Raw genomic sequence first — 24,086 nt, 5'->3', positions numbered from 1 at the left:
CAAATCCGTCCCGGACCGCGGCGTGCTCTCGGCGTTACGGTGGGCGGATGCCCCTCTATGAATTCGAAGGCAAACGCCCGCAAGTCGATCCGACCGCGTTCATCGCGCCGACCGCGACCCTGATCGGCGACGTGCGGGTCGAGGCAGGCGCCTCGATCTGGTACGGCGCGGTGCTGCGCGCGGACCTGGCGCCGATCATCATTCGCGAGCGCGCCAACATCCAGGACAACGCGGTGCTGCACGTGCCGCCGGACGTGCCGATGGAGATCGGAGCGGGCGCGACCATCGCGCACAGCGTGGTGTTCCACGGCGCGTCCGTCGGCGCGGAAGCCATTGTGGGCAACGGGACCACGGTGCTGGACCTGGCGAAGATCGGCGCCGGCTCGATGGTCGCCGCGCACTCGCTGGTGCAGCCGGGCACCGAGATCCCCGACGGTGTGCTGGCCGCGGGCTCCCCCGCCGTGGTGAAGCGCCCCATCGAAGGCACCCAGGCCCAGATGTGGATCCAACTCAACCCCGCCTTCTACGCCGAACTCGCGCAACGCCACCGCAAGGGGATCACCGAGGTCTGACCGCCGCGGACTCAGGCGAGCAGGGTGGTGACCTCGTCGTCCTCGAGCTGGTGGAAGTCTTCGTAGGCGGTGCCGACGCCGCCGAGGGTCTCCGGGACCAGGGGACAGACGATCTGGTCGGCTTCCGCGGCGACTCGGCGCAGCGCCTCGGCCGAGGAGACCGGGATCGCGACCACGATGCGGGCCGGCCGATGCCGACGGGCGACCCGGCAGGCCACCACGACGGTCGCGCCGGTGGCCATTCCGTCGTCGACGATCACCACGGTGCGGCCGTCGAGCGGGATCGGCGCCGAGTCGCCCCGCCACATCATCCGGCGGCGATCCAGTTCCACCCGTTCGAGGTCTTCGATCTCGGCGAACTCCTGCGGCGTCACCTCGATGTGCGACAACACATCCGCGTTGAGCACCCGGACCCCGCCCTCGCCGATCGCGCCCATCGCGAGCTCCGGCTGCCACGGCACGCCGAGCTTGCGGACCAGCAGGATGTCGAGGTCACCGCCGATGATCTCGCGCACCCCGGCGGCCACCGGAACCCCGCCGCGCGGCAGGCCGAGCAGCAGCGGATGGGCCGCGCGCAGGGTGTCCAGCTGCGTGGCGAGCGCGCGACCGGCGGCCGTCCGATCGGGGTAGATCATCCACTGAAACGCTACGCCGACCGGTCGCCCGATCTGTCCGCTTCGCGATACTGCGCCGGGTCGCTCGGCGTGCCGGTCAGCCGCGCTCCGCGATCTCGAATCGGCGCAGCGACAGACTCGGATTGGCGGTGCGGACCTCGGCCAGCCGGGCGAGATCGATGCCCGCGGTCAACACGCCCGGTTCGTCTCCCAGTTCGGTGAGCACCGCGCCGGTCGGATCGATGATCATCGACGCGCCCGCGCCGAGCGGGGCGGCCTGATCGGCCGCGGCCACGTACACGGTGTTCTCGATGGCCCGTGCGCGCAGCAGCGTCGTCCACTGATCGACCTTGGCCGGACCGGGAATCCACTGGGCCGGCAGCACCAGCACCTGCGCGCCCGCGGCGGCCACCCGGCGGATGCCCTCCGGGAAGCGCAGATCGAAGCAGGTCTGCAAGCCGAATGTCACGTCCGCCACAGTGAAGGTGGCCGGCGGCTCGATCGCGCCTGCCTCGATCACCTCCGATTCCAGGTGCCCGAAGGCGTCGTAGAGGTGAACCTTGCGATACGTGGTGACCAGATTTCCATCCGGTCCGAGGACGACCAGGGTGTTGCGGATCCGGTTACTGTCCGGCGCGATCTGTTCGACCGTTCCGGCCACCAGATGAACCCCGAATTCACCGGCGATCTCGCCGAGTCCGGTGACGAACGGCCCGGTCAGAGGTTCGGCGGCGGCCACGACGCGGTCGTCGAGCCGGGTGACGGCAAACATCGAGTATTCCGGCGCGACCACCACCGACGCGCCCCGATCGCGCGCCGCGCGGACGTGCTCGCGCAGCGCGGAAAGGTTGGCCGACGGGTCGGTGCCGGGGGCGAACTGGACGACCGCGACGTCCAGCTGGTTCGGTGCTGTGGTCTGATTCGTTTCGGAGCTATCCAGTTGCATAGGTCTCACCGTATTGGGGCGGTGGCCGGGCAAGCCAGCACGAGGCAGTAAACTCCTGGTCAATGAGTACCAATCAGGTCGACAGCGTTCCTGGCGACAACGACAGGGACACCGACGGCCCGACCTTCGCCGATCTCGGGATCGATGACCGCGTGCTCGCGGCCATCGCCGATGTGGGCTACGAGTCGCCGTCGCCGATCCAGGCTGCGACGATTCCGCCACTGCTCACCGGCGCCGATGTGGTCGGCCTCGCGCAGACCGGCACCGGCAAGACCGCAGCGTTCGCGATCCCGATCCTGATGGGTCTCGAAACCTCCGGCAAACTTCCGCAGGCCCTGGTGCTCGCGCCGACCCGCGAGTTAGCGATCCAGGTGGCCGAGGCATTCGGCCGCTATGCCACGCACATCCCCGGGCTGCACGTGCTGCCGATCTACGGCGGCCAGGCCTACGGCGTTCAGCTGTCCGGCCTGCGCCGCGGCGCGCACGTCGTGGTCGGCACGCCCGGCCGGGTGATCGATCACCTGGAGAAGGGCACGCTCGACCTCTCCCAGCTGAAGTACCTGGTGCTGGACGAGGCCGACGAGATGCTGAAGATGGGCTTCCAGGAGGACGTCGAGCGCATCCTCAAGGACACGCCGTCGACCAAGCAGGTCGCCCTGTTCTCCGCCACGATGCCCGCGGCCATCCGCAAGATCTCCAAGCAGTACCTGAACAATCCGGTCGAGATCACGGTCAAGTCGAAGACCTCCACCGCCACCAACATCACCCAGCGCTGGGTGCAGGTCTCGCATCAGCGCAAGCTGGACGCGCTGACCAGGGTGCTCGAGGTGGAGTCGTTCGAGGCGATGATCATCTTCGTGCGCACCAAGCAGGCCACCGAGGAGCTGGCCGAAAAGCTGCGCGCCAGGGGCTTTTCCGCGGCGGCGATCAACGGCGACATCGCGCAGAACCAGCGGGAGCGCACCATCGGGCAGCTCAAGTCCGGTGCGCTGGACATCCTGGTCGCCACCGACGTGGCCGCGCGCGGCTTGGACGTGGACCGCATCTCGCACGTGGTCAACTACGACATCCCGCACGACACCGAGTCCTACGTGCACCGCATCGGCCGCACCGGCCGGGCCGGGCGCAGCGGTGAGGCGCTGCTGTTCGTCGCGCCGCGCGAGCGCCACCTGCTCAAGTCGATCGAGCGGGCCACCCGGCATCCGCTCGAGGAGATGCAGCTGCCCAGCGTCGACGACGTCAACGCGCAGCGCGTGGCCAAGTTCGGCGACAACATCACCGAGAGCCTGACCTCGTCGAACCTGGCGCTGTTCCGCAGGCTCATCGAGGATTACGAACGCGAGCACGACATTCCGCTGGTCGACATCGCCGCGGCGCTCGCGGTGCTGTCCCGCGACGGCGACAACTTCCTGATGCAGCCCGAGCCGCCGGAGCCGGTGCGCGAGCGCCGCGAACGCCCGGACCGCCCGCGCCGCTTCGAAGGTGACGACGACCGTTCCGGTTTCGGTCAGCACAGCCGGGCCAACGGCACCGAGCTGGCGACCTACCGGATCAGCGTCGGCAAGCGGCACCGCGTGGTGCCCGGCGCGATCGTCGGCGCCATCGCGAACGAGGGCGGCCTGCGCCGCAGCGACTTCGGGCACATCAGCATCCGGCCCGACCACAGCCTGGTCGAGCTTCCCGCGAACCTCCCGCCGGAGACCCTGGAGGCGTTGCGCCGCACCAGGATCAGCGGCGTGCTCATCCAGCTGACCCCCGATCAGGGTCCGCCGGGACAGCGCTCGTTCACCCGCGGGCCGCGCCGCGAGGGCGCACCGGCGAAGCGGCCGGAGCGGCGTAAGCCACGCTCCTGAGCCGGGGAGGCTTCCCCGAGGTCAGCGGCGCTAGCTACAGTGTTGCCGTCCGGGCTTAATTAGTGCCGACGGCAGCGGGTGTCCCGCGAAAACTCGAGACGTGATGAGCGACAATGGCGCAGCCTGCTCTGGGCGACAGTTGCGCAGCCCGTTCGTCATCGATCGGGTGCGGGTGTCCCGCAAGACACAGGAGGGCCGCGTTTGTTCGTGTTCGGTGATCGTGTCGTCTGCTCCGCCGTCGACCTCGTGCGCGCGGCGCGCTGTGAATTCGCGCTGCTTCGCGCCCTCGACACCGAACTCGGCACGATCGCGGCCGATCCGGAGACCGCCGCCGAATGGGCGCCGGGTCCACGCACCTGGTTCGACGATTCGCGGGACCGCAGGCTCAGCGACTTCCGCGACCGGTTCGGCAGCTCGATGGTGGAGATCCAACGCCCGCAGCACAACTCGGACAGCCCGAAGGCGCTGATCGCCGCGTTGACCGCCGCGCACGCGGAGACCGTCGCGGCATTGCGCGCCGGGGTGCACGTGATCCACGGCGCCACCTTCTTCGACGGAACCTTCGACTGCTCCGGCGATTTCCTGGTGCGGGCGGGTCATCGGGTGCGCTACACGGTGCACGGCACCGCGCACAGCAGGGGCGACCGGGTCGGCGCCGCGCTGGAACTCGCCGCCTGCGCCGACGCGGTGGACCACAGCGGCTCGCTGACCGGCCCGCTGCTACGGCTACATCTCGGCGAGGACAACACCGCGTACGCGCTCAGCGATCTGATCCCGGTGTACCGGGCGCGCAGGCGCAGAGTCGAACGCATCCTGGACGAGAAACTCAGCGAGCTGCTACCCGTGCAGTGGGGCGATCCCCGCTATCTCGCCTGCGGGCGCTGTGGAACCTGCACGGCGGCCGCCGCGGCCGCACGGGATCTGCTGCTGGTCGCGGGCATGCCGACCACGATCAGGGCCCGGCTCCGCGAGGCCGGCGTGAGCACCATCGACCGGCTGGTCAGCACCCAGAACACCGTCCGCGGCGTGCCACCGCGCACCTTCACCGCGCTCCGCCGCCAGGCCGAAATCCAGCTGCGCCGGGAGGATTCGGGCCTGCCGACGCACAGCCTGATCGATCCGATCGCACTCGGCGCACTACCGCCGCCCTCCCCCGGCGATCTCTCGCTCACCGTCGACGGCGGCGGACGCATGCCGCTGGCCGTGGACGTCGGCGGGCCCGGCACCGTGCACCTCACCTTCCGCGGACCGTTCGGCGTCGAGGGCGAGCCGGGCAGCGAGGCGGCCGGGCAGCGGCGCGCGCTGGAGGAGGTGCTCGACTATCTCGCGCAGCGGCGGCGGATGTATCCGGACATGCACGTCTACCACTACACCTCCGCGGTGCGCTCGGCATTGCTGCACTGCACCGGCAGTTCCGGTGTCGGCGAGGAGATCGTGGACGAGCTGCTCTGCGACGGCGTGCTGGTGGATCTGTATCCGATCGTGCGCAACGCGCTGATCATCGGCGAGCGGTCCTACCGGTTGAGCAGGCTGGCGCGGCTGCTACCCGGTGCGGCGCATTCGCCGGCGGCGGAACGGGATTGCCTGACCGTGCTCCGGCTGCGGGACTGGCTGTTGGATCGGGCGGCCGAGCAGCGCATCGATCCGCAGGCGATCACGCTGGAGCGGGCCGGTTCCTGGTGCCAGGTGGCCGGACCCGACGAGCTGGAACCGATCCCGCCGTCGCGGCCGTCCTCGTTCGAGGCGGCGCTCGCGGAATACGCCGCGGCGCAGGACGAACCGCGTCACACCGCCGCCATGATGGCCGCCGCGCTCGGATATCACCGCCGGGAACGGCAGCCGCTGTGGTGGGCGCACGTCGATCGGCTCAGTCATCCGGTCGACGAATGGGCCGACGCGCCGGGGGTGCTGGTCGCCGAGTGGGGCACCGTCGACACCAAGTGGCATCGCAGCCCGGACCGGCCGACCATGCGCCGGTATCTCACGCTGACCGGACGGATCGGGTCGAGCTGGAGCGCGGGCGGGCCGGGACCAGCGACCGTGCTGACGCCGGGGGCCACCGTCTACACGTTCTACGACCGGCCCGCCGCCGCGGGCATGGTCACCGCGATCGGGCGCCGGGCCACCGCCGTCGCGACCGTGCTCGGCTGCTCGGTGGACGCCGAATTCGACGACACCGTCCGGCTGGAGGAACTGCTGCCCGACGGCTGCGAACCCTATGACGAACTACCCACCGCGATCGCTCCCGGCCTACCCGCATGGGACTGGAATGCCGAGACCGCGGTCGAATTCGCCGCCCAGCAGCTGCTTGTCGCGCTCCCGGAGATTCCCGAGGGCGCCGTGTTCGACCTGCTCGCCCGCCGCCCGCCGCGCCTGCGCGACGGTGCCGCGCTGCCCGAAGTGCACGGTGATCACGCCGCCGCGATCACCGCCGCGGTGCGCGAACTCGACCACTCCTATCTCGCCGTGCAGGGCCCCTCTGGCACCGGCAAGACCGCTACCGCCGCCCGCGTGCTGGAACGCCTGGTGACCCGGCACAAGTGGCGGATCGGCATTGTCGGACAGACGCATTCGACGGTGGAGAACCTGCTCGACGCGCTCGTGCGGGTGGGCGTGCTGCCGGAGCTCGTCGCGAAGAAGGACGTCGAGTCGGTGGCGCCGGAATGGGTCGTCATCGATGCCTCCCGGTTCGCGCGCTTCCTCGACAACGCCATCAGCGGTTGCGTACTCGGCGGCACGCCAACGGATTTCGCGAACGAGGAGATGGTGCCGCGGGAGGCGCTCGACCTGCTGGTGATCGCGGACGCGGGCCGGTTCCCGCTGGCCGACGCGGTCGCGGTCGGGGTCAGCGCGCGAAATCTGCTGCTGCTCGGCGATCCCGTGCCGCCGGTCACGCACAGTGCGCACCCGGAGCCGGTCGGCGAGTCGGTGCTCGGCTGGCTCGCCGAGGGACGGCACACGCTGCCCAGCGCACGCGGCTACTTCCTGGACCGCACCTGGCGGATGCATCCGCGGGTGTGCGACCCGATCTCCCGCCTCTACTACGACGGAAGGCTGCGGTCCAACGAAACCGTCACGCTCGCACGCGAACTCGACGGCGAGGCGCCCGGGGTGAGCACCGTCCTGGTCCCGCATCACGGCAATGCCACCGAATCCGCGGCCGAGGCGCGCGAGGTGGTCCGCCGGGTGCGCGCGCTGCTCACGATGAACTGGACCATCGGCACGACGACCAGGCGGCTGCATCCGCACGACATCTTCGTGGTCGCGCCGTACGCGGCGCAGGTCGGGCGGATTCGAACGCTGCTCGCCCGGGCCAAGATCGAGGATGTGCTGGTCGGCACGCCGGACCGGTTCCGCGGACGGGAGGCGGCCGTGGTGCTGCTCTCGATGACCACGTCCAGCCCGGCCGACGCGCCGTACGGGATGCCGTTCCTGTTGTCGCGCGCGCTGATTCACGCGGCGCTGTGCCGCGCGATGTGGAAGGCCGTCATCATTCGCTCACCACTGCTGAGCGAGTACCTGCCCGCGGCGCCGGAGGAACTGCCCGACCTGGCCGGGTTCCTGCGACTCTGACGAATTCCGGCTCAGCCGAAGCACTTTCCTTCGCCGCGGTAGGTGGGAACGGTGGTCCGGGTACCGTCGGAATCGACCAGGTACACCTGATCGAAACGCTCGCACAGCTCGCCGGCCTTGGCGTGCCGGAACCAGACCCGGTCACCGATGCGCAGTTCCGCGGCGCCGGTCAGCGGGGTCTGCACCTCGCCAGCGCCCTCGGTGCCGATCAGGCCTAATCCCTTCGGCCACACCGGCTTCGGCACCCGCGAGGCTCCGGTCGGACCGGACGCGATGTAGCCCCCCGCGAAAACCGTTGCGATGGAAGGGGTCGGGCGACGTAGCACCGGCGTCGCGAAAAACAGTGCGGGCCTTGGGGTGAAGGAGCGGTAGTGATCGAACAGCGTGGGCACGTACAGCCCGGAACCCGCGGTGACCTCGGTGACGTCCGGGTCGGCGGTGCTGACCTCGATGGAACCCGATCCGCCGCTGTTGACGATCTCCAGCTTGCCGGTCACCGCCCGCACCGCGTCGAGCACGCGCTTGCGGCGCTTGGTGATCTCGGCCGCCGAGGCCCGCTTCATCAGGCGCAGCGCGACATTGCTGTCCGGCATGCCGGCGATCTGCGCCTCGTAGGTCATCACGCCGACCACCTCGAACTTGCGCCGCAGCGCCTCGCCGGCGAGCGCGGCCGCCTGCTCGGGCGTGCGGATCGGCGAGCGGCGCACGCCGAGGTGGAGCGGGCCGATGCGGAGGGAGGCGTCGACATCGAGGCACACCCGGGGGTGCACCCGGTCGGTGCCGACGGCGGCGCGGATGAGGGTCAGCTGGTCGGCATCGTCGATCATCAAGGTGATGGACCGCAGCAGCGTCTCGTCGGCGGCGAGTTCGGCCAGTCCGGCGCGGTCGGCGGTCGGGTAGCCGAGCAGGATGTCGCGGGCGCCGCAGCGGACCAGCCAGATGGCCTCGGCCAGCGAGTAGGACATGATGCCGGCGAAGCCGCCCGCGGCGGTCAGCTCGTCACCGAGGACTGTTTCGAGGATGGCGCGACAGCGCACGGATTTGCTGGCGACCCGTACCGGGACACCGTTCGCGCGGCGCACCAGATCGGCGGCGTTCGCGTGTAGAGCGGTCAGGTCGAGCGCGGCCAGCGGCGGGTCGAGCTCGGCGGTGGCCGCGTGCAGCCCCGCAATGGGAGATGTCTCGCTCACATTGCCACCCAACCATCAAACTGGTCAAACGTCCAGTATTTGCGGACTTCCCGTTTCCCGAGGTCACCGCGGCCGGTGGACCGACTAGACCTCGGCGGCCCTGGTCGCCAGGCTGCTCACCAGATCATCGAGTACCACCAGCATCGTCTCGTCATTGCAGTCGGCCAGCCAGCGCAACACGGTGCCTTGCAGCACCGAGACCGCGTAGGCGGCGATGGCCTCGACCGGCTCCAGCCACTGCGCGCCCGAACGATCGGCGCACAGTTGCAGGAAGGCGGCGACCTCGGTGTCCATCTCCCGGTAGACGGCGGACGCGGCCGGGTCGGCTATGCAGTCGGTCTGCACCGCCCACCGCTCACGCAGGGTCTGCACCGTCGCCTCGTAGGCCTGGACCTGCTTGGCCGGCGCGGCCTTGACCAGGGGCCAGTACGCGCTCACGCCGGCATGCAACAGCACCCGTAGCGCGCGCACCCCTCCGTGGTCCAGTGACGCGGCCGCCTTTTCGACGGCCTCGCAGATGGTCGGCCGCAGCCGAACCACTGCGGTGTCTCCTCGTACGCTCAACGACGACTCCCTCGGCGAAAAGATCTCGCGCACCCTCGTCGGCGCGACTCGTCGAACATGGCGGGCAATTCGCTGGAAACCCCAGGCTGCCCGGTCCAACGTTCATCAATGGTAGAGGGTTTCCGGGGTTTAAGAACAGGTTCAATGGGTAATTCCAGACCGAAAGAATGTTTTGTTACCCAAACGGAATGGTGGGGGAACCACTCCGCCCTGCCCGGATTTCCCTCCCTGGGGGTCACTCTCAGCCCTGCCCGGCTGACCAGCAGACCGTTGTCCACTGTACGGGCGGGCTCGAACGTGCCCCGAATCCTGTGGCCGATCACACAGCCGAACCGCGCAAATCGGTCATCTACCGGTGTGCGGTTCGATCCGCGAACGACACCCGCCCGATACCGACGGGCGGATAGCCTTGGTCGGTGACTCTCTCGCCGCCTGCCGACCAGTACTTCATCTCCGGCACCTTCAACTTCCGCGACCTGGGTGGACTGCGCACCGTCGACGGCGCGAAGACCCGCCCCGGCGTGCTGCTGCGCTCGGCACAGCTGACCGGTCTCGACGAGGCGGGCCTGGCCGCGCTGCGCGCACTGCGGGTCAGCGACGTGCACGACCTGCGCGGCGAACGCGAGATCGACCACATCGGCCACGACCGGGTGCCCGACGGCGTGCGGGTGAACGTCACCCCGTTCGACGCGCGGATGGCCGAGGCGCCGCCGCACCACACCGACGCGCAGGGCGCGTTCACGCACATGCTCGAGGTCTACCGGATGTTCCCCGCGCTGCCCGAGGCGCACGCCGCGATCACCGCGCTCGCGGAGTCGATCGCGCGCGGCGACGGCGCGGTGCTGGTGCACTGCGCGGCGGGCAAGGATCGCACCGGCTGGGCCATTGCCACGCTGCTGCGCGCGGTCGGGGTGTCCGAGGCCGACGTGCGGGCCGACTACCTGGAGAGCAACGGCGCCGTCCCGGCGTTGCGCGCCATGATGACGACGAAACTGCTGGGCGGCGAGGAACTTTCGATCGACCTGCTCGGGGTGCGCGAGGAGTACCTCAGCACCGCTACCGCGTCGATGCACGAGTTGCACGGTGACGTCGACGCCTATCTGACGGCCGCCGGGGTCACCCCGGCGCTACGGGACCGGCTGCGCGAGCGGATGCTGGAGTGAGACAGCATCATTCGTCCTGAGCGCGGCCCCGGCGGACCAGGCCGTCGGCGTCGATGGTGACCTGATCGCCGGTGTGGAACCAGGTCCCGGTGAACCGGGCCGCGGTGGTGGTCGGGTCGTTCCAGTAGCGCGGGCAGACGTTCGGGCCGCGGCACAGCAGTTCGCCGTGACCGGCCTGCGCCCGCGGGCCCCACAGCGCCAATTCCGTGCCGCCGAACGGGAATCCGAGCACGGTGTCGGCATCGGCGGACGGTTCGGCGTCGTCGACGGCAAGGCCGATGCCGCTGGTCTCGGTGGCGCCCCAGATCGACCATTGCCGTGCGGCGGGGAACATTTCGCGCAGTTCGGCGGCCAGGTCGGCGGGTGTCGCCGGTGCGGCGGCCCGTTCACCGCGGTGGCCCGCCTTGCTGAGCCTGGCGATGCCCTCGGTGCGCACACCGTCCGCGCGCAACGCGGCGAGCTCGGGCAGCAGGCCGGCGAAGATCCGCGGCGTCGCCGAGACCATGTCGATCCGTTCGGCCACAATGGCTTCCGCGAGGCCGCGGCGGTCCTGGGCGAGCACGACGGTGCCGCCGACGGCGAAGGTCGGCAGCAGCTGATCGACGCAGCCGCTGGCATGCGCGAGCGGCAGCAACACCAGGTTGCGCAGGCCGTCGGTCGGCAGGTCGAGCGCCGAGACCACCGAACGTATTGCCGACAACAGGTTTTCGTTGGTCAGTTCCACGCCTTTCGGCGCGGTGGTCGCACTGAGCTGCGTGCCACTGGTATAGCTGAGCAACGCCAGATCGCCCAGTGCCGCACCGTCATCGATGAACGCCGCGCCATCGGGCAGCTCGGCGCCGCGGGCGATCTCCCGGCCGAGCACGAAATCCGCGCTGCTGTCGGCGATCACCCGCTCGGCCACCGCGTCGGGCAGCCCGTCGTGCACGAGCACCGGCACCGCGCCGCTGAGCAGCGCGCCGAGAAACGCCTGCACCCAGCGGACACCGCTGGGCATGTGCACGGCGACCCGGTCGCCGTAACCGATGCCGTGCTCCTGCAATCCGCCCGCGATGCGCGAGGCGGAGTGCCACAGCTCCCGATAGGTCAGCCGCGGGCCGCCGATCTCGACCACGGCCTCGCGCTGGGAGAAGGCGTGCACCTGTAGGTCGAGCAACTCGGTGAGCGCCGGGGTGAGATTGCCGTAGCGCAGCACGCCGTCGGCCCCGCGCGCCAGCGGGTTAGCGCTGGCATACGGGCGGGTCAGGGGGTATTCGACGAGCAACTGCGACATTCGTCCTCCGCGCGCCTCGAGTCAGCAGGCACTGCGACTATATGACGCGAGTCACATTTTAGCCGGGAGAGGCGACGAACGTGTCCGGTCTGTCACCGGCCGGTGTACGTCGCCTTCCCCGGACCGACGTCGAGGAAGCTGCGCACCGCGCCCTTCAGGTCGGCGGTGTCGAACAGCGCGCCGGACACCTCGGGTGTCACCGAATCCGCGTGTGCGACACCGCCGGAACGCCAGGCCTCGATGATCCGCTTGGTCGCGGCGTGCGCCGCCGTCGGGCCGTTCGCCAGCCGGTGCGCCAATTCCCGTGCCGCGGTGTCGACGTCGTCGTGCACGGCGTTCACCACGCCCCAGTCCGCCATGGTGGCCGCGGCGTACAGGTCGCCGGTCATCACGAATTCGCGGGCCCGGCCCGAGCCTGCGCGTTCGGCGAGTCGCTGCGGTCCGCCCATCGACGGCGTCAGCCCGACCACGGTCTCCACCAGGCCGAACTTCGCCTTGGGCGCGGCCAGGATGATGTCGCAGGCCAGCGCGATCTCGAACGCGGCGGTCAGGGTGAGCCCGTGCGCGGCGAACACCACCGGGCACGGCAGCGCCTCGATCGGGTGGATGATCTGCGCGAACAGGGTCCGCCACAGTTCGGCGCCCTGTTCCACCGACAGTCCGTCGAAGACGTGCACGTCCACGCCACCGGAGACCAGCTTGCCCTCGGCGCGCAGCAGCACCGCGCGCGGTGGGTTCGCCGACAACTCGGCGACGTCCTCGATGAGCGCGTCGAGCATGGCCCGGTCGAAGAGGTTCAGCGGCGGATGGGCGAGCGTCAGCGTCGCCACCTCCGCGCCGCCGTCGGTGATTTCGCGTTCCAGGCGGGTGGCCTTCGTATCGGTCATGCCCGCACCTCGCCGGCGCTCGGTTCCGGCAGGGCCGGAGGGGCTGTGTCTTCGATTCGCTCGCTGCGCTCGCTCATGTGGCCAGACTAGGTGCTGCGTCTGCGAGACTGTCCAGGTGACCAAGTCGGTGGAAAGCGGCTCCTACGTCGAGCCTGGCGAGTTCAAGCGGGATACGAACTACATCACCACGCGGATCACGGCCGACGGCCGCGATGGCTACCCCGTCGAGCCGGGCCGCTACCGGTTGATCGCGGCGCGGGCCTGCCCGTGGGCGAATCGGACGCTGATCGTACGGCGCCTGCTCGGGCTGGAGGGGGTGCTCTCGCTGGGACTGTGCGGGCCGACGCACGACAAGCTCAGCTGGACCTTCGATCTCGATCCCGGCGGCGTCGACCCGGTGCTCGGCATCCCCCGGCTGCGCGACGCGTACCTGGCCCGGTTCCCGGACTATCCGCGCGGCATCACCGTGCCCGCGGTGGTGGACGTGCCGACCGGGCAGGTGGTGACCAACGACTACGCGCAGATCACCCTGGACTTCTCCACCGAGTGGACCGCGTTCCACCGCGACGGCGCGCCGCAGCTGTATCCGGAAGCGCTGCGCGCGGAGATCGACGAGGTGAACCTCGCGGTGTTCCGCGACGTCAACAACGGCGTCTACCGCTGCGGTTTCGCCGGCTCCCAGGATGCCTACGAGGCCGCCTACGATCGGCTGTTCAACCGCCTGGACTGGCTCACGGAACGGCTTGCGACGCAACGCTATCTGGTCGGCGACACGATCACCGAGGCCGATGTGCGGCTGTTCACCACGCTGGCCCGGTTCGACCCGGTCTATCACGGCCACTTCAAGTGCAACCGGTCCAAGCTGAGCGAGATGCCGGTGCTGTGGGCGTACGCGCGCGACCTCTATCAAACCCCCGGTTTCGGCGACACCACCGACTTCGGGCAGATCAAGGAGCACTACTACGTGGTGCACCGCGATATCAACCCGACCGGAATCGTGCCCAAGGGCCCGGACCTGGAGAACTGGTTGACCCCGCACGGCCGGGAAGCGTTGGGCGGCCGCCCGTTCGGCGACGGCACGCCGCCCCCGCCGCCGGTGCTGGCCGAGCGGGTGCCCGCGCTGCGCCAACCGGACTGATGGAACCGATCGGGCTGGGTACATCGTTGTCATGACGAGCTGATCTCGGCTGTGCTGATACGGCTCCCGCCGGTGCCATACAGTTCATCCAGCAGACCGAAGAGGAGGGTGCCGCCGATGTTCAAAGGCGCGTTCGAGAAGACGGTGGTCCAGCTACTCGATACCGGGTCTCGCCTGCAGGGGCCCGCGGTCGCCAAGTATGTCGACCGGATCCGGCGTTCCCACCCGTCGGAAAGTCCCGCGCAGATCATCGAGCGGCTGGAGAACCAGTACCTGCTCGCGGTGACCGGTAGCGGCGGCGCGGTCGGCGCGACCGCGGCGGTGCCCGGCGTCGGCACGGTCGCGGCGATCGCGGCGGTCAGCGCGGAGACCACCTTCTTCATGGAGGCCTCGGCCGTGTTCACCCTCGCGGTGGCCGCGGTGCACGGCATCTCGCCGGAGGACAAGGAGCAGCGCCGGGCGCTGGTGCTGGCCGTGGTGCTCGGCGAGGGCGGCATGGACATCGTGCAGAAGACCGTCGGCAGCTCGGCCAAGAACTGGGGCACGGTGTTCGCCAACCGGATCCCCGGGCTCTCCTCGATGAACGACTCGCTGCTCAAGCGGTTCATCGTCCGCTTCATCACCCGGCGCGCCGCGTTGATGGCGGGCAAGGTCGTGCCCGCAGGCATCGGCGCGGTGATCGGTGGCGTGGGCAACCGGGCGATGGGCAAGGCCACGATCAAGAACGCGCGCGAGGCCTTCGGGCCTGCGCCGGTAGTCTGGCCTGCGGACCGGCACCTCATCGTCGACGCCGATCCGCTCACCGCGATCGACCCGACGAAGCCGCAATCACCCGCCGAGCCGCAGTGACCCCGGTGTCGTCGCTGGCCTTCTCCGTGCGCGGCCTGACCAAGCGCTACGGTCTGGTTTCCGCCATCGAGAACGTGAGTTTCACCGTCGCGTCCGGCAGCACCGCGGCCCTGGTAGGGCCGCTCGGCGCGGGCAAGACCACCGTGGCGCGGACGTTGCTCGGGCTGCTCGCGCCGACCTCGGGGACGGCGTCGGTCGGCGGGCCGGGATCGAAACGCGCGCCCGGCGACGCCGAGCGCGACGTCAGTTCCGCGCGGGTGGTCGGCGGGGTGCTCGCGCCCCGCGGACTGCATCCCCGCCGGACCGCGCGCGACCATCTGCGGGTGTACGCCGCGGCGGTCGGTGTCTCGGATGGGCGGGTCGAGGAGGTTCTCGATCTGGTCGGGCTCGGCGAGGAGGCGGGGTCGAAGGGCAGCGCGTTGTCGGCCGGTCAGCAGACGCGGCTGGCGTTGGCGACCGCCGTGCTCGGCGATCCGCCGCTGCTGGTCCTGGACGAACCGATGAACGGCCTCGACGCCGCCGAACGTGGCTGGCTGCAAGACTTTCTGCGCAGGCATGCCAAGCGCGGTGGCAGCGCGCTGGTGACCAGCGACAGCCTCGCCGCGGTGCTGCCGGGGGCGGACAGTGTGATCGTGCTGAGCGAGGGCGCGGTGGTCTATCAGGGCACGCCGGCTCGGTTGCGGCGCGGCCATCCCGATCGCCTGGTCGTCGCGGCGTCCACGCCGATCGCCCTGGCCACCACGCTGGCCGCGCGCGGGTTCACCGACGCGGTGATCCGGCCGGACGGGCGGCTCGCGGTAGCCGAGGCGACCGAGTCCGATATCCGGGACGCGGCGACGGCGGCGCAGGTGCGGCTGGACAGCGTCATCCCCGACCTGATCCATCCCGACCGGGTGCTCGCGTCGCTGACCAAGCCGCAGGCTCCGGCGGCCCCGCCCTACCCCGGGCTGTCCGGGGCCGTTCATCATCCGACGCCGACGCCCTACGGAATTCCACGATGATCACGATTGTGCCCCCGGATCTGGTGCCCGCCATCAACTCCGAGGTCCGCAAGGTCAGCACGCTGCCGCTGAGCCGAATCCTCGCGGGCGGGCCGCTGGTGGTCGCGCTGCTCGCGAGCGTGACGAGCGCGCTGCTGGCGGGCAAGGCCGATCCGCGCGGCGAACCGGTCACCGGCGCCGCCACGATCGGGCTCTACGTCGGCATCGCGGTGGCGGTGCTGGCCGCGGCCGTGTTCGGCGCGGTCGGCAGCGGTGGCGAGTACCGGCATCAGAGCATGCCGGTGACCGCGTTGTTCACCGCGGACCGCGATCGGCTCACCGCGGCGAAGCTGCTGGTAACCGGCGTGTTCGCGGTGGCCGTCGCGCTCGCGGTCGAGGTGGTCGCCGGCCTGACGCTGGTGGTGTTCGGGCGCGGCAAATTCGACGTCGACCTGGAACTGGCGGCGGTGCTCGGCGGCGGACTGTTCGCCGCGGTCTGCTGGTCGGTGATCGGCGCCGGGCTCGGCTTGCTGCTGCGTTCGTCGTCGACCGCGATCGCGGTGCTGCTCGGCTGGCTGGTCATCGCCGAGCCGCTGCTCTGGCTGATCGCCAACGGCGTCGGCGCGACCGGCTTCGTCACCCTCTTCCCCGGCTCCGCCACGATCAGCACCGTCGCCGTCGGCTCCTACCCGGACAGCGATTTCCTCGCGCCGACACCCGCCGCGGTCGTGGTCCTGCTGCTGTGGACGATCGGCATCGGGGGCGCGGGCTGGTGGAATCTGCGTCGCCTCGACCTCTGAGCCTGCGGACCGCGGGAACAAAAGACGTGTCGGTGGGCGTCGTTACCGTGGATGGTTATGGGCGGGGTTGTCGAAGCGAGCGCACACACCGAGTCGCCTGAACGCGGCCCGGACGGTCCCGGCTGGATTCGCCGGCTCTGGGCCGAAAGCCGGTCGCACCCGGGCACGCTGGCGGGCTTGGCGGCGGCCGTGCTGGCGGGTGCGGCGGTGGAGATCGCCGGGCCGCTGCTGACCAAGCGCGCCGTCGATGCCGCGGGCACCGGTGCGACCGCGGTGATCGGCGTGGTCGCCGGGCTGCTGCTGGCGCTGGCGCTGGGCAGATTCGCGGCCGGATTCGGGCGGCGGCTGCTCGCGGGCAAGCTCTCGCTGGATGTGCAGCATGCGCTGCGGGTGGACCTGCTCGGGTCGCTGCAACGGCTCGACGGAGCGGGGCAGGACGCGATCCGGACCGGGCAGGTGGTGTCGCGGTCGATCACCGATCTGCAATTGGTGCAGGGCCTGCTGGCGATGGTGCCGCTGTCGAGCATGGCGGTGCTGGAGTTCCTGCTCGCCGCGGCGGTGATGCTGTGGTTGTCGCCGCCGCTCGCGGTGCTGGCGCTGCTGGTCGTGCCCGCGATCGCGGTGGTGGTCTATCGGGTCCGGCCGAAGCTCTACGCGGCCACCTGGTCCGCGCAGCAGCGGGCCGCCGATGTCGCGCAGCATGTGGAGGAGACCGTCACCGGCGTTCGTGTGGTGAAGGGATTCGGGCAGGAGGCCCGGATGGTGGACGTGCTCGAAAAGCACAGTCGCACCCTCTATTCCGAACGGATGCGCGCGGCCGCGGTCGACTCCCGGTTCGCGCCGACGGTGGCCGCGATTCCGCAGCTCGGCATGGTCGGGGTCATCGTGCTCGGCGGGTTGCTCGCGTTGCACGGAACGATCGGGATCGGCACCTTCGTCGCGTTCGCCGCGTATGTCGCGACGATGACCGGGACCGCACGGATCATGGCCGGTGCTTTGGTGCTCGCGCAGCTGACCAGGGCCGCCGCCGAACGGGTGTATCAGGTGATCGATACGTCGCCGAGCGTCACCGATCCGCCCGAGCCCACGCCGCTGCCCTCGGGTCCGCTCGGCATCGACATCGACGCGCTGACTTTCGGATTCGACCCGGAGCAGCCGGTGCTGCGCGAGCTGAACCTGACCGTGCGGCCCGGCGAGACCGTCGCGATCATCGGGCCGGCCGGTTCCGGGAAGACCACGCTGTCCCTGCTGCTCCCCCGGTTCTACGCGCCGGACTCGGGCCGCATCCGCCTGTTCGGTGCCGGTGACGACCGAGTCGACCTCGCGGATCTGCGCGCCGCCGAGCTGCGGGCCGCGATCGGCGTGGTGTTCGACGACCCGTTCCTGTTCTCCGACACCATCGCGGCCAATATCGCCATCGGCCGCCCGGACGCGACCGACGCGGAGATCCGGCAGGCCGCGACCTCCGCCGCGGCGGACGAGTTCATCAGCGAACTCCCCGACGGCTACGACACGGTCGTCGGCGAACGCGGGCTGACGCTGTCCGGTGGGCAACGTCAGCGCATCGCGCTGGCCAGAGCGCTGCTGGCGCAGCCGCGCATTCTCGTGCTCGACGACGCGACCTCCGCGGTCGACGCGATCACCGAGGCCGCCATCTTCGGCACGCTGCCCGATCAGGCCGGGCGCACCACCGTGATCCTGGCGCACCGGGAATCGACGCTCGCGCATGCCGATCGGGTGATCCGGTTACCCGCCCCACAGAGCGCGCACCTGCCCACGCACGGCGTCAGCGCCGCGATTCCCACGACCGTCGCCAACGGCAGCGCGGGCCGCACCTTCGCGGCCGCGGCCGCCGATCTCACCGAAACCCCTGAGCTGCGCCGGAATATCGCGCTGCTGCCGCCCGCGACCGAGCAGCCGCGACTCGATGCCCAGCGGATGCGGCAGCCCGACCCCGAGTTCCGGCTGACCGGGTTGCTGCGGCCGGTCCGCGCGCTGGTGTTCGCCGCGATCGCGTTGCTGCTGTTGGACGCGCTGGTCGGGGTCGCCTTCCCGCCGATCGTGCGGTTCGCCATCGACAGCGGGGTCGGCGACGCCGACGCCGGCGCGCTGGGTATCGCCGCCGGGCTCGGTCTGCTGCTGGTCGCCGCGGGCTGGCTGGTCGGCGCGGCGAACACGCTGATCACCGCGCGCACCGGCGAACGGGTGCTGTACGGCCTGCGCATCCGCAGTTACGCGCACCTGCAACGGCTCGGGCTCGACTACTACGAGCGGGAGCTGTCCGGCCGGATCATGACGCGGATGACGACCGACCTCGACTCGCTGTCCACGTTCATGCAGACCGGCCTGGCGACCACGCTGATCGGCGCGCTCACCTTCGCCGGGATCGCGGTCGCACTGCTGGTGATCGATCTGTCGCTGGCGTTGGTGGTGCTGGCCACGCTGCCGCCGCTGTTCGTGGCGACCGCGCTGTTCCGCCGGTTCGCGTCGACCGCGTACACCGTGTCCAGGGAGAACGTCTCCACGGTGAACGCCGACTTCCAGGAGAACGTCGCCGGACTGCGTGCGGTGCAGGCCAATCGGCACGAGCCGGTCGCGGCCCGGCGCTTCGCCGAGTACTCCGACCGCTACCGGCGCAGCCGGATGCGCGCGCAGGCCTCGATCGCGCTGTACTTCCCGTTCGTCACCGCTTGGTCGGGTGTGTCGCTGGCCGCGGTGATCTTCGTCGGCGCGCGCGAGGTGGCGGCGGGCACGACGACGGCGGGCACCCTGATCGCTTTCGTGCTGTATCTGGATCTGTTGTTCATGCCGGTGCTCGCGCTGTCCCAGGTGTTCGACGGGTATCAGCAGGCGCGCGTCGGGCTGCGCCGGATCGGCGAGCTGCTGCGCACGCCCTCGGCCATCGCGACCGATCGGCCCGACTCGGTGCCGATCGAGCAGCAGTTGCGCGGCGAGGTCGTCCTCGACACCGTGCGCTTCCACTACCCCGGCGTCGAAGCGCTCGCCCTGGACGACGTCTCGCTCACCATTCCCGCGGGCAGCACCCTCGCCCTCGTCGGCCCGACCGGCGCGGGCAAGTCCACCATCGTCAAACTGCTGGCCCGGCTCTACGACCTCCCGGCCGACGGCACCGGCGCGATCCTGGTCGACGAGACCGACATCCGTGATTACCGTCTCACCGACTATCGCGCCCGGCTCGGCATCGTCCCGCAGGAGGCGCACCTCTTCAGCGGCGACGTCGCGAGCAATATCGCCTTCGGGAAACCGTCCGCGACCGAGGCCGAAGTCGCCGAAGCCGCAGCTGCGGTCGGTGCGAGCGCGATGATCGCCGCCCTCCCGCACGGCATGCGGCAGCCGGTCGGCGAGCGCGGCCGCGGCCTGTCCGCGGGTCAGCGGCAGCTGATCGCGCTGGCTCGCGCCGAGCTGGTTCGCCCCGACCTGCTCCTGCTGGACGAGGCCACGGCTACCCTCGACCCGGACGCCGAGGCATCGGTGCTTGCCGCGAGTCGATCGCTGACCCGTGGCCGGACCACCGTCCTCGTCGCACACCGGCTCGGTACGGCCGCACGGGCCGATCGGATCGCCGTCGTCGAGCACGGCCGGATCGCGGAAATCGGGACCCACGCCGAGCTGCTCGCCGCGGCCGGACCGTATGCCGCACTGTGGTCGGCGGCACGTGAAACCGGGGGAATATTCTTGGTTACGGACAAGTCGTCTTTTATGAGGTGAGGTTTGTCGGGTGGTCAGTCGCTCCGTCGGTTTGCTGCTGGGCCTATCCTCAGATAGGGCGCATCGGCGCGCATCCGCTGATCCCCGTGCCGGGCACGTCACAAACGTCGCAGCGCGAAGAACGAAATGAGGCGAACACCTGCTGTGAGCAGCTCAACTTCCCAGTTCGGACAGAACCAGTGGCTAGTCGATGAGATGTATCAGAAGTTCAAGCAAGATCCATCTTCGGTCGATGAGAGTTGGCACGAGTTCCTCGCCGATTACACGCCCGAAGCCACGGGTGATTCCGGTAACAGCTCGGCCGCTCCGGCCGCGGCCGCTCCCGCGCAGGCGCCGACCCCGGCTCCGGCACCCGCGTCGGTGAACTCGGCTCCGAAGTCGAACGCGGCGCCCAAGGCCGCCGCGCCCGCACCGGCCAAGCCCGCGGCCGCCGCGCAGGCGCCGGCGAAGGCCACCGCGCGCACACCGCAGACCACCCCGGCGCCCACCTCCAACGCGGCCCCCACCTCCGGCGCCCCGAAGACCGACACCGCGGCCGACGAGGCCAAGGTGCTGCGCGGCGCGGCGGCGGCGGTGGCCAAGAACATGGCCGCGTCGCTGACCATCCCGACCGCGACCAGCGTGCGCGCCATCCCGGCCAAGCTGATGATCGACAACCGGCTGGTCATCAACAACCACCTGGCCCGCACCCGCGGCGGCAAGATCTCGTTCACCCACCTGCTCGGCTTCGCGATCGTCAAGGCGGTCAACGCGTTCCCGAACATGAACCGGCACTTCGCCGAGATCGACGGCAAGCCGAACGCGATCACCCCCGCGCACACCAACCTCGGCCTGGCCATCGACCTGCCCGGCAAGGACGGCAACCGTTCGCTCGTCGTCGCCGCCATCAAGGCCACCGAGGCGATGACCTTCGGCCAGTTCCACACCGCCTACGAGGACGTCGTCCGCCGCGCCCGCGACGGCAAGCTGACCTCCGACGACTTCGCCGGCGTCACCATCTCGCTGACCAACCCCGGCACCATCGGCACCGTGCACTCGGTGCCGCGGCTGATGCCGACCCAGGGCGCCATCATCGGCGCGGGCGCGATGGAATACCCCGCCGAGTTCCAGGGCATGAGCGACGAGCGGATCGCCGATATCGGCGTCGGCAAGCTGATAACGCTCACCTCCACCTACGACCACCGCATCATCCAGGGCGCGGAGTCCGGTGACTTCCTGCGCACCATCCACCAGATGCTGATCTCCGACGAGTTCTACGACGAGATCTTCCACGGGCTCGGCGTGCCGTACGAGCCGGTGCGCTGGCGCAAGGACATCCGCGAACGCGGCGTCGACAAGAGCACCCGGGTGCTCGAGATGATCGCGGCCTACCGCAACCGCGGCCACCTGATGGCGGACACCGATCCGCTGCGGCTGGTCAAGGACAAGTTCCGCAGCCACCCCGACCTGGACGTCACCCAGCACGGCCTGACCCTGTGGGACCTGGACCGCACGTTCAACGTCGGCGGCTTCCACGGCCAGGAGCAGATGAAGCTGCGCGAGGTCCTCTCGGTCCTGCGCGACGCCTACTGCCGCCACGTCGGTGTGGAGTACACCCACATCCTGGAAACCGAGCAGTTGCAGTGGATCCAGGAGCGGGTCGAGCAGAAGCACGTCAAACCGACTGTCGCACAGCAGAAGTACATCCTGAACCGGCTGAACGCGGCGGAGGCCTTCGAGACCTTCCTGCAGACCAAGTACGTCGGACAGAAGCGGTTCTCGCTCGAGGGCGCCGAGGCCGTCATCCCGATGATGGACGCGACCATCGACCAGTGCGCCGAGCACGGGCTCGACGAGGTCGTCATCGGCATGCCGCACCGCGGCCGGCTGAACGTGCTGGCCAACATCGTCGGCAAGCCCTACTCGAAGATCTTCACCGAGTTCGAGGGCAACATGAACCCGGCGGGTGCGCACGGCTCCGGCGACGTGAAGTACCACCTCGGCGCGCACGGCACCTACCTGCAGATGTTCGGCGACAACGAGATCGAGGTCTCGCTCACCGCCAACCCCTCGCACCTGGAGGCGGTCGACCCCGTGCTCGAGGGCCTGGTCCGGGCCAAGCAGGACCTGCTGGACAAGGGCGACGGCCCGGAGGGTTACTCCGTCATGCCGTTGATGCTGCACGGTGACGCCGCGTTCGCAGGTCAGGGTGTGGTGGCGGAGACGCTGAACCTGTCCGGCCTGCGTGGCTACCGGGTCGGCGGCACCATCCACATCGTGGTGAACAACCAGATCGGCTTCACCACGGCGCCGGAGAACAGCCGCTCCACCGAATACTCCACGGACATCGCGAAGTTCATCGGCGCGCCGATCTTCCACGTGAACGGCGACGACCCGGAAGCCTGCGACTGGGTGGCCCGCCTCGCGGTCGACTTCCGGCAGAAGTTCCGCAAGGACGTCGTGATCGACATGGTCTGCTACCGTCGCCGCGGCCACAACGAGGGCGACGACCCGTCGATGACCCAGCCGGCCATGTACGACGTGATCGACACCAAGCGTTCGGTGCGCAAGGCCTACACCGAGAGCCTGATCGGCCGTGGCGACATCTCGCTGAAAGAGGCCGAGGACGCGCTGCGCGACTACCAGGGTCAGCTGGAGCGGGTGTTCAACGAGGTCCGCGAGCTGGAGAAGTACACCCCGGAGCCGAGCGAGTCGGTCGAGGACGACCAGCGGGTGCCGACCACCGTGCAGACGGCCGTGGACAAGACCATCCTGCAGCGCATCGGCGACGCGTTCCTGAACGTGCCCGACGGGTTCAACGTGCACCCACGGGTGAAGCCGGTGCTGGAGAAGCGTCGCGAGATGGCCTACGAGGGCAAGGTCGACTGGGCCTTCGCCGAGCTGCTGGCCTTCGGCACGCTGATCGACGAGGGTCGCGCGGTGCGCCTGACCGGTCAGGACTCCCGGCGCGGCACCTTCACCCAGCGGCATTCGGTGATCATCGACCGCAAGACGGGCGAGGAATACACGCCGCTGCACAACATCGGCAGCAAGGATCCGGGCTGGTTCGCGGTGCACGACTCCGCGCTGAGCGAGTACGCCGCCGTCGGCTTCGAATACGGCTACTCGCTGGGCAACGAGAACGCACTCGTGTTGTGGGAGGCGCAGTTCGGCGACTTCGTCAACGGCGCGCAGTCCATCATCGACGAGTTCATCTCCTCCGGTGAGGCCAAGTGGGGCCAGCTCTCCGACGTCGTGCTGCTGCTGCCGCACGGCCACGAGGGTCAGGGTCCGGACCACACCTCCGGCCGCATCGAGCGGTTCCTGCAGCTGTGCGCCGAGGGCTCGATGACGGTCGCCGTGCCGTCCACCCCGGCGAACTACTTCCACCTGCTGCGCAGGCACGCGCTGGACGGCATCCGCCGCCCGATGATCGTCTTCACCCCGAAGTCGATGCTGCGCAACAAGGCCGTCGTGTCGGATCTGAAGGACTTCACCGAGAGCAAGTTCCGCTCGGTGTTCGACGAGCCCTCCTACGAGCAGGGCATCGGCGACCGCAGCAAGGTCAAGCGGGTCCTGCTGACCAGCGGCAAGCTCTACTACGAGCTGGCCGCCGAAAAGGCCAAGCAGAAGCGCGAAGACGTCGCGATCGTGCGGATCGAGCAGCTCTACCCGCTGCCCACCTACCGCCTGAACGAGTCGCTCGACCGCTACCCCAACGCGACCGACATCGCGTGGGTCCAGGAGGAACCGGCCAACCAGGGCGCCTGGCCCTTCTTCGGCCTCAACCTCCCCGAGTTGCTCCCCGAGCGCCTCGGCAAACTGCGCCGCATCTCCCGCCGCGCCATGTCCGCCCCGTCTTCGGGTTCGAGCAAGGTGCACGCGGTGGAACAGGCGGAGATCGTCGCCGAAGCCTTCGAACCGACCAACTGAGTAGTCCCAACCCGGACGCCGGGCCTGCTCCGCTTTCCAGCGG

The 24,086-nt window shown here is 69.9% G+C and carries 16 protein-coding genes; 10 read left to right on the top strand and 6 right to left on the bottom strand.

The window, feature by feature from the left end; genetic code table 11:
* Window positions 1-47 precede the first annotated feature (47 nt).
* Window positions 48-572, top strand: a complete 525-nt coding sequence (locus ACFQ9K_RS27055; protein ID WP_378720861.1) for a gamma carbonic anhydrase family protein — start codon at window positions 48-50, stop codon at window positions 570-572.
* A gap of 11 nt (window positions 573-583) precedes the next feature.
* Here the strand turns inward: ACFQ9K_RS27055 and ACFQ9K_RS27050 are convergent, their stop codons facing one another.
* Complete coding sequence (locus ACFQ9K_RS27050; RefSeq protein WP_378720862.1) at window positions 584-1,207, bottom strand: phosphoribosyltransferase; 624 nt, start codon at window positions 1,205-1,207, stop codon at window positions 584-586.
* Window positions 1,208-1,283: 76 nt separating this feature from the next.
* Window positions 1,284-2,132 carry a carbon-nitrogen hydrolase family protein gene (locus tag ACFQ9K_RS27045; RefSeq protein WP_378720863.1) on the bottom strand — a complete coding sequence of 283 codons (849 nt, stop codon included), beginning with the start codon at window positions 2,130-2,132 and terminating at the stop codon, window positions 1,284-1,286.
* Between the two features lie 62 nt (window positions 2,133-2,194).
* On the opposite strand from ACFQ9K_RS27045, the gene ACFQ9K_RS27040 reads away from it, so the two are divergent.
* Both ACFQ9K_RS27040 and ACFQ9K_RS27035 read left to right on the top strand, forming a co-directional pair.
* Window positions 2,195-3,985, top strand: coding sequence for a DEAD/DEAH box helicase (locus tag ACFQ9K_RS27040; RefSeq protein ID WP_378720865.1), 1,791 nt, complete (start codon window positions 2,195-2,197; stop codon window positions 3,983-3,985).
* Between the two features lie 207 nt (window positions 3,986-4,192).
* Entirely contained in the window at window positions 4,193-7,558 is a 3,366-nt protein-coding gene (locus ACFQ9K_RS27035) for an AAA domain-containing protein (RefSeq protein WP_378720866.1), read from the top strand.
* A gap of 11 nt (window positions 7,559-7,569) precedes the next feature.
* Here the strand turns inward: ACFQ9K_RS27035 and ACFQ9K_RS27030 are convergent, their stop codons facing one another.
* On the bottom strand, window positions 7,570-8,748 hold the full coding sequence (locus tag ACFQ9K_RS27030; RefSeq protein ID WP_378720867.1) for an amino acid deaminase/aldolase: 1,179 nt from the start codon (window positions 8,746-8,748) through the stop codon (window positions 7,570-7,572).
* An 84-nt stretch (window positions 8,749-8,832) separates the two neighbouring features.
* Window positions 8,833-9,312: a TetR family transcriptional regulator gene (locus tag ACFQ9K_RS27025; protein WP_378720868.1), complete on the bottom strand. Its 480-nt coding sequence runs from the start codon at window positions 9,310-9,312 to the stop codon at window positions 8,833-8,835.
* A gap of 416 nt (window positions 9,313-9,728) precedes the next feature.
* Between ACFQ9K_RS27025 and ACFQ9K_RS27020 the strand changes: the two genes are divergently transcribed.
* Window positions 9,729-10,475 carry a tyrosine-protein phosphatase gene (locus ACFQ9K_RS27020; protein WP_378720869.1) on the top strand — a complete coding sequence of 249 codons (747 nt, stop codon included), beginning with the start codon at window positions 9,729-9,731 and terminating at the stop codon, window positions 10,473-10,475.
* Between the two features lie 7 nt (window positions 10,476-10,482).
* Here ACFQ9K_RS27020 and ACFQ9K_RS27015 read toward each other — a convergent pair whose 3' ends face one another.
* Together ACFQ9K_RS27015 and ACFQ9K_RS27010 are read right to left on the bottom strand one after the other, a co-directional pair.
* Window positions 10,483-11,748 carry a class I adenylate-forming enzyme family protein gene (locus ACFQ9K_RS27015; protein WP_378720870.1) on the bottom strand — a complete coding sequence of 422 codons (1,266 nt, stop codon included), beginning with the start codon at window positions 11,746-11,748 and terminating at the stop codon, window positions 10,483-10,485.
* Between the two features lie 92 nt (window positions 11,749-11,840).
* A complete protein-coding gene (locus ACFQ9K_RS27010; RefSeq protein WP_378720871.1) occupies window positions 11,841-12,635 on the bottom strand; it encodes an enoyl-CoA hydratase/isomerase family protein in 795 nt (264 codons plus the stop codon).
* Between the two features lie 115 nt (window positions 12,636-12,750).
* Here ACFQ9K_RS27010 and ACFQ9K_RS27005 point away from each other — a divergent pair, with 115 nt between their 5' ends.
* The 6 genes from ACFQ9K_RS27005 (at window position 12,751) to ACFQ9K_RS26980 (ending at window position 24,043) form a co-directional block, all read left to right on the top strand.
* Complete coding sequence (locus ACFQ9K_RS27005) at window positions 12,751-13,773, top strand: glutathione S-transferase family protein (RefSeq protein ID WP_378720872.1); 1,023 nt, start codon at window positions 12,751-12,753, stop codon at window positions 13,771-13,773.
* Window positions 13,774-13,890: 117 nt separating this feature from the next.
* Complete coding sequence (locus ACFQ9K_RS27000) at window positions 13,891-14,622, top strand: hypothetical protein (RefSeq protein WP_378720873.1); 732 nt, start codon at window positions 13,891-13,893, stop codon at window positions 14,620-14,622.
* Window positions 14,619-15,623 carry an ABC transporter ATP-binding protein gene (locus tag ACFQ9K_RS26995; protein WP_378720874.1) on the top strand — a complete coding sequence of 335 codons (1,005 nt, stop codon included), beginning with the start codon at window positions 14,619-14,621 and terminating at the stop codon, window positions 15,621-15,623. The genes ACFQ9K_RS27000 and ACFQ9K_RS26995 overlap by 4 nt, the downstream gene beginning before the upstream one ends.
* Window positions 15,620-16,402, top strand: coding sequence for an ABC transporter permease (locus tag ACFQ9K_RS26990; RefSeq protein WP_378720875.1), 783 nt, complete (start codon window positions 15,620-15,622; stop codon window positions 16,400-16,402). The genes ACFQ9K_RS26995 and ACFQ9K_RS26990 overlap by 4 nt, the downstream gene beginning before the upstream one ends.
* 57 nt (window positions 16,403-16,459) lie before the next feature.
* Window positions 16,460-20,131 carry an ABC transporter ATP-binding protein gene (locus ACFQ9K_RS26985; RefSeq protein ID WP_378720876.1) on the top strand — a complete coding sequence of 1,224 codons (3,672 nt, stop codon included), beginning with the start codon at window positions 16,460-16,462 and terminating at the stop codon, window positions 20,129-20,131.
* A 126-nt stretch (window positions 20,132-20,257) separates the two neighbouring features.
* Window positions 20,258-24,043, top strand: coding sequence for a multifunctional oxoglutarate decarboxylase/oxoglutarate dehydrogenase thiamine pyrophosphate-binding subunit/dihydrolipoyllysine-residue succinyltransferase subunit (locus ACFQ9K_RS26980; RefSeq protein ID WP_378720877.1), 3,786 nt, complete (start codon window positions 20,258-20,260; stop codon window positions 24,041-24,043).
* Window positions 24,044-24,086 lie beyond the last annotated feature (43 nt).

Source organism: Nocardia sp. NPDC056564 (assembly GCF_042793755.1).
Taxonomy (GTDB): Bacteria; Actinomycetota; Actinomycetes; order Mycobacteriales; family Mycobacteriaceae; genus Nocardia.
The sequence above is the reverse complement of the archived record's forward strand: the minus strand, read 5'-3'. Positions and strand labels throughout refer to the sequence as shown.

Bases quoted from the DNA above. Each gene is read 5' to 3' on its own strand.
- ACFQ9K_RS26985 (WP_378720876.1), top strand. From the start codon at position 16,460: ATGGGCGGGGTTGTCGAAGCGAGCGCACACACCGAGTCGCCTGAACGC.
- ACFQ9K_RS27055 (WP_378720861.1), top strand. From the start codon at position 48: ATGCCCCTCTATGAATTCGAAGGCAAACGCCCGCAAGTCGATCCGACC.
- ACFQ9K_RS26990 (WP_378720875.1), top strand. From the start codon at position 15,620: ATGATCACGATTGTGCCCCCGGATCTGGTGCCCGCCATCAACTCCGAG.
- ACFQ9K_RS27040 (WP_378720865.1), top strand. From the start codon at position 2,195: ATGAGTACCAATCAGGTCGACAGCGTTCCTGGCGACAACGACAGGGAC.
- ACFQ9K_RS27010 (WP_378720871.1), bottom strand. From the start codon at position 12,635: ATGACCGATACGAAGGCCACCCGCCTGGAACGCGAAATCACCGACGGC.
- ACFQ9K_RS27050 (WP_378720862.1), bottom strand. From the start codon at position 1,207: ATGATCTACCCCGATCGGACGGCCGCCGGTCGCGCGCTCGCCACGCAG.
- ACFQ9K_RS27045 (WP_378720863.1), bottom strand. From the start codon at position 2,132: ATGCAACTGGATAGCTCCGAAACGAATCAGACCACAGCACCGAACCAG.
- ACFQ9K_RS27015 (WP_378720870.1), bottom strand. From the start codon at position 11,748: ATGTCGCAGTTGCTCGTCGAATACCCCCTGACCCGCCCGTATGCCAGC.
- ACFQ9K_RS26980 (WP_378720877.1), top strand. From the start codon at position 20,258: ATGAGGCGAACACCTGCTGTGAGCAGCTCAACTTCCCAGTTCGGACAG.
- ACFQ9K_RS27000 (WP_378720873.1), top strand. From the start codon at position 13,891: ATGTTCAAAGGCGCGTTCGAGAAGACGGTGGTCCAGCTACTCGATACC.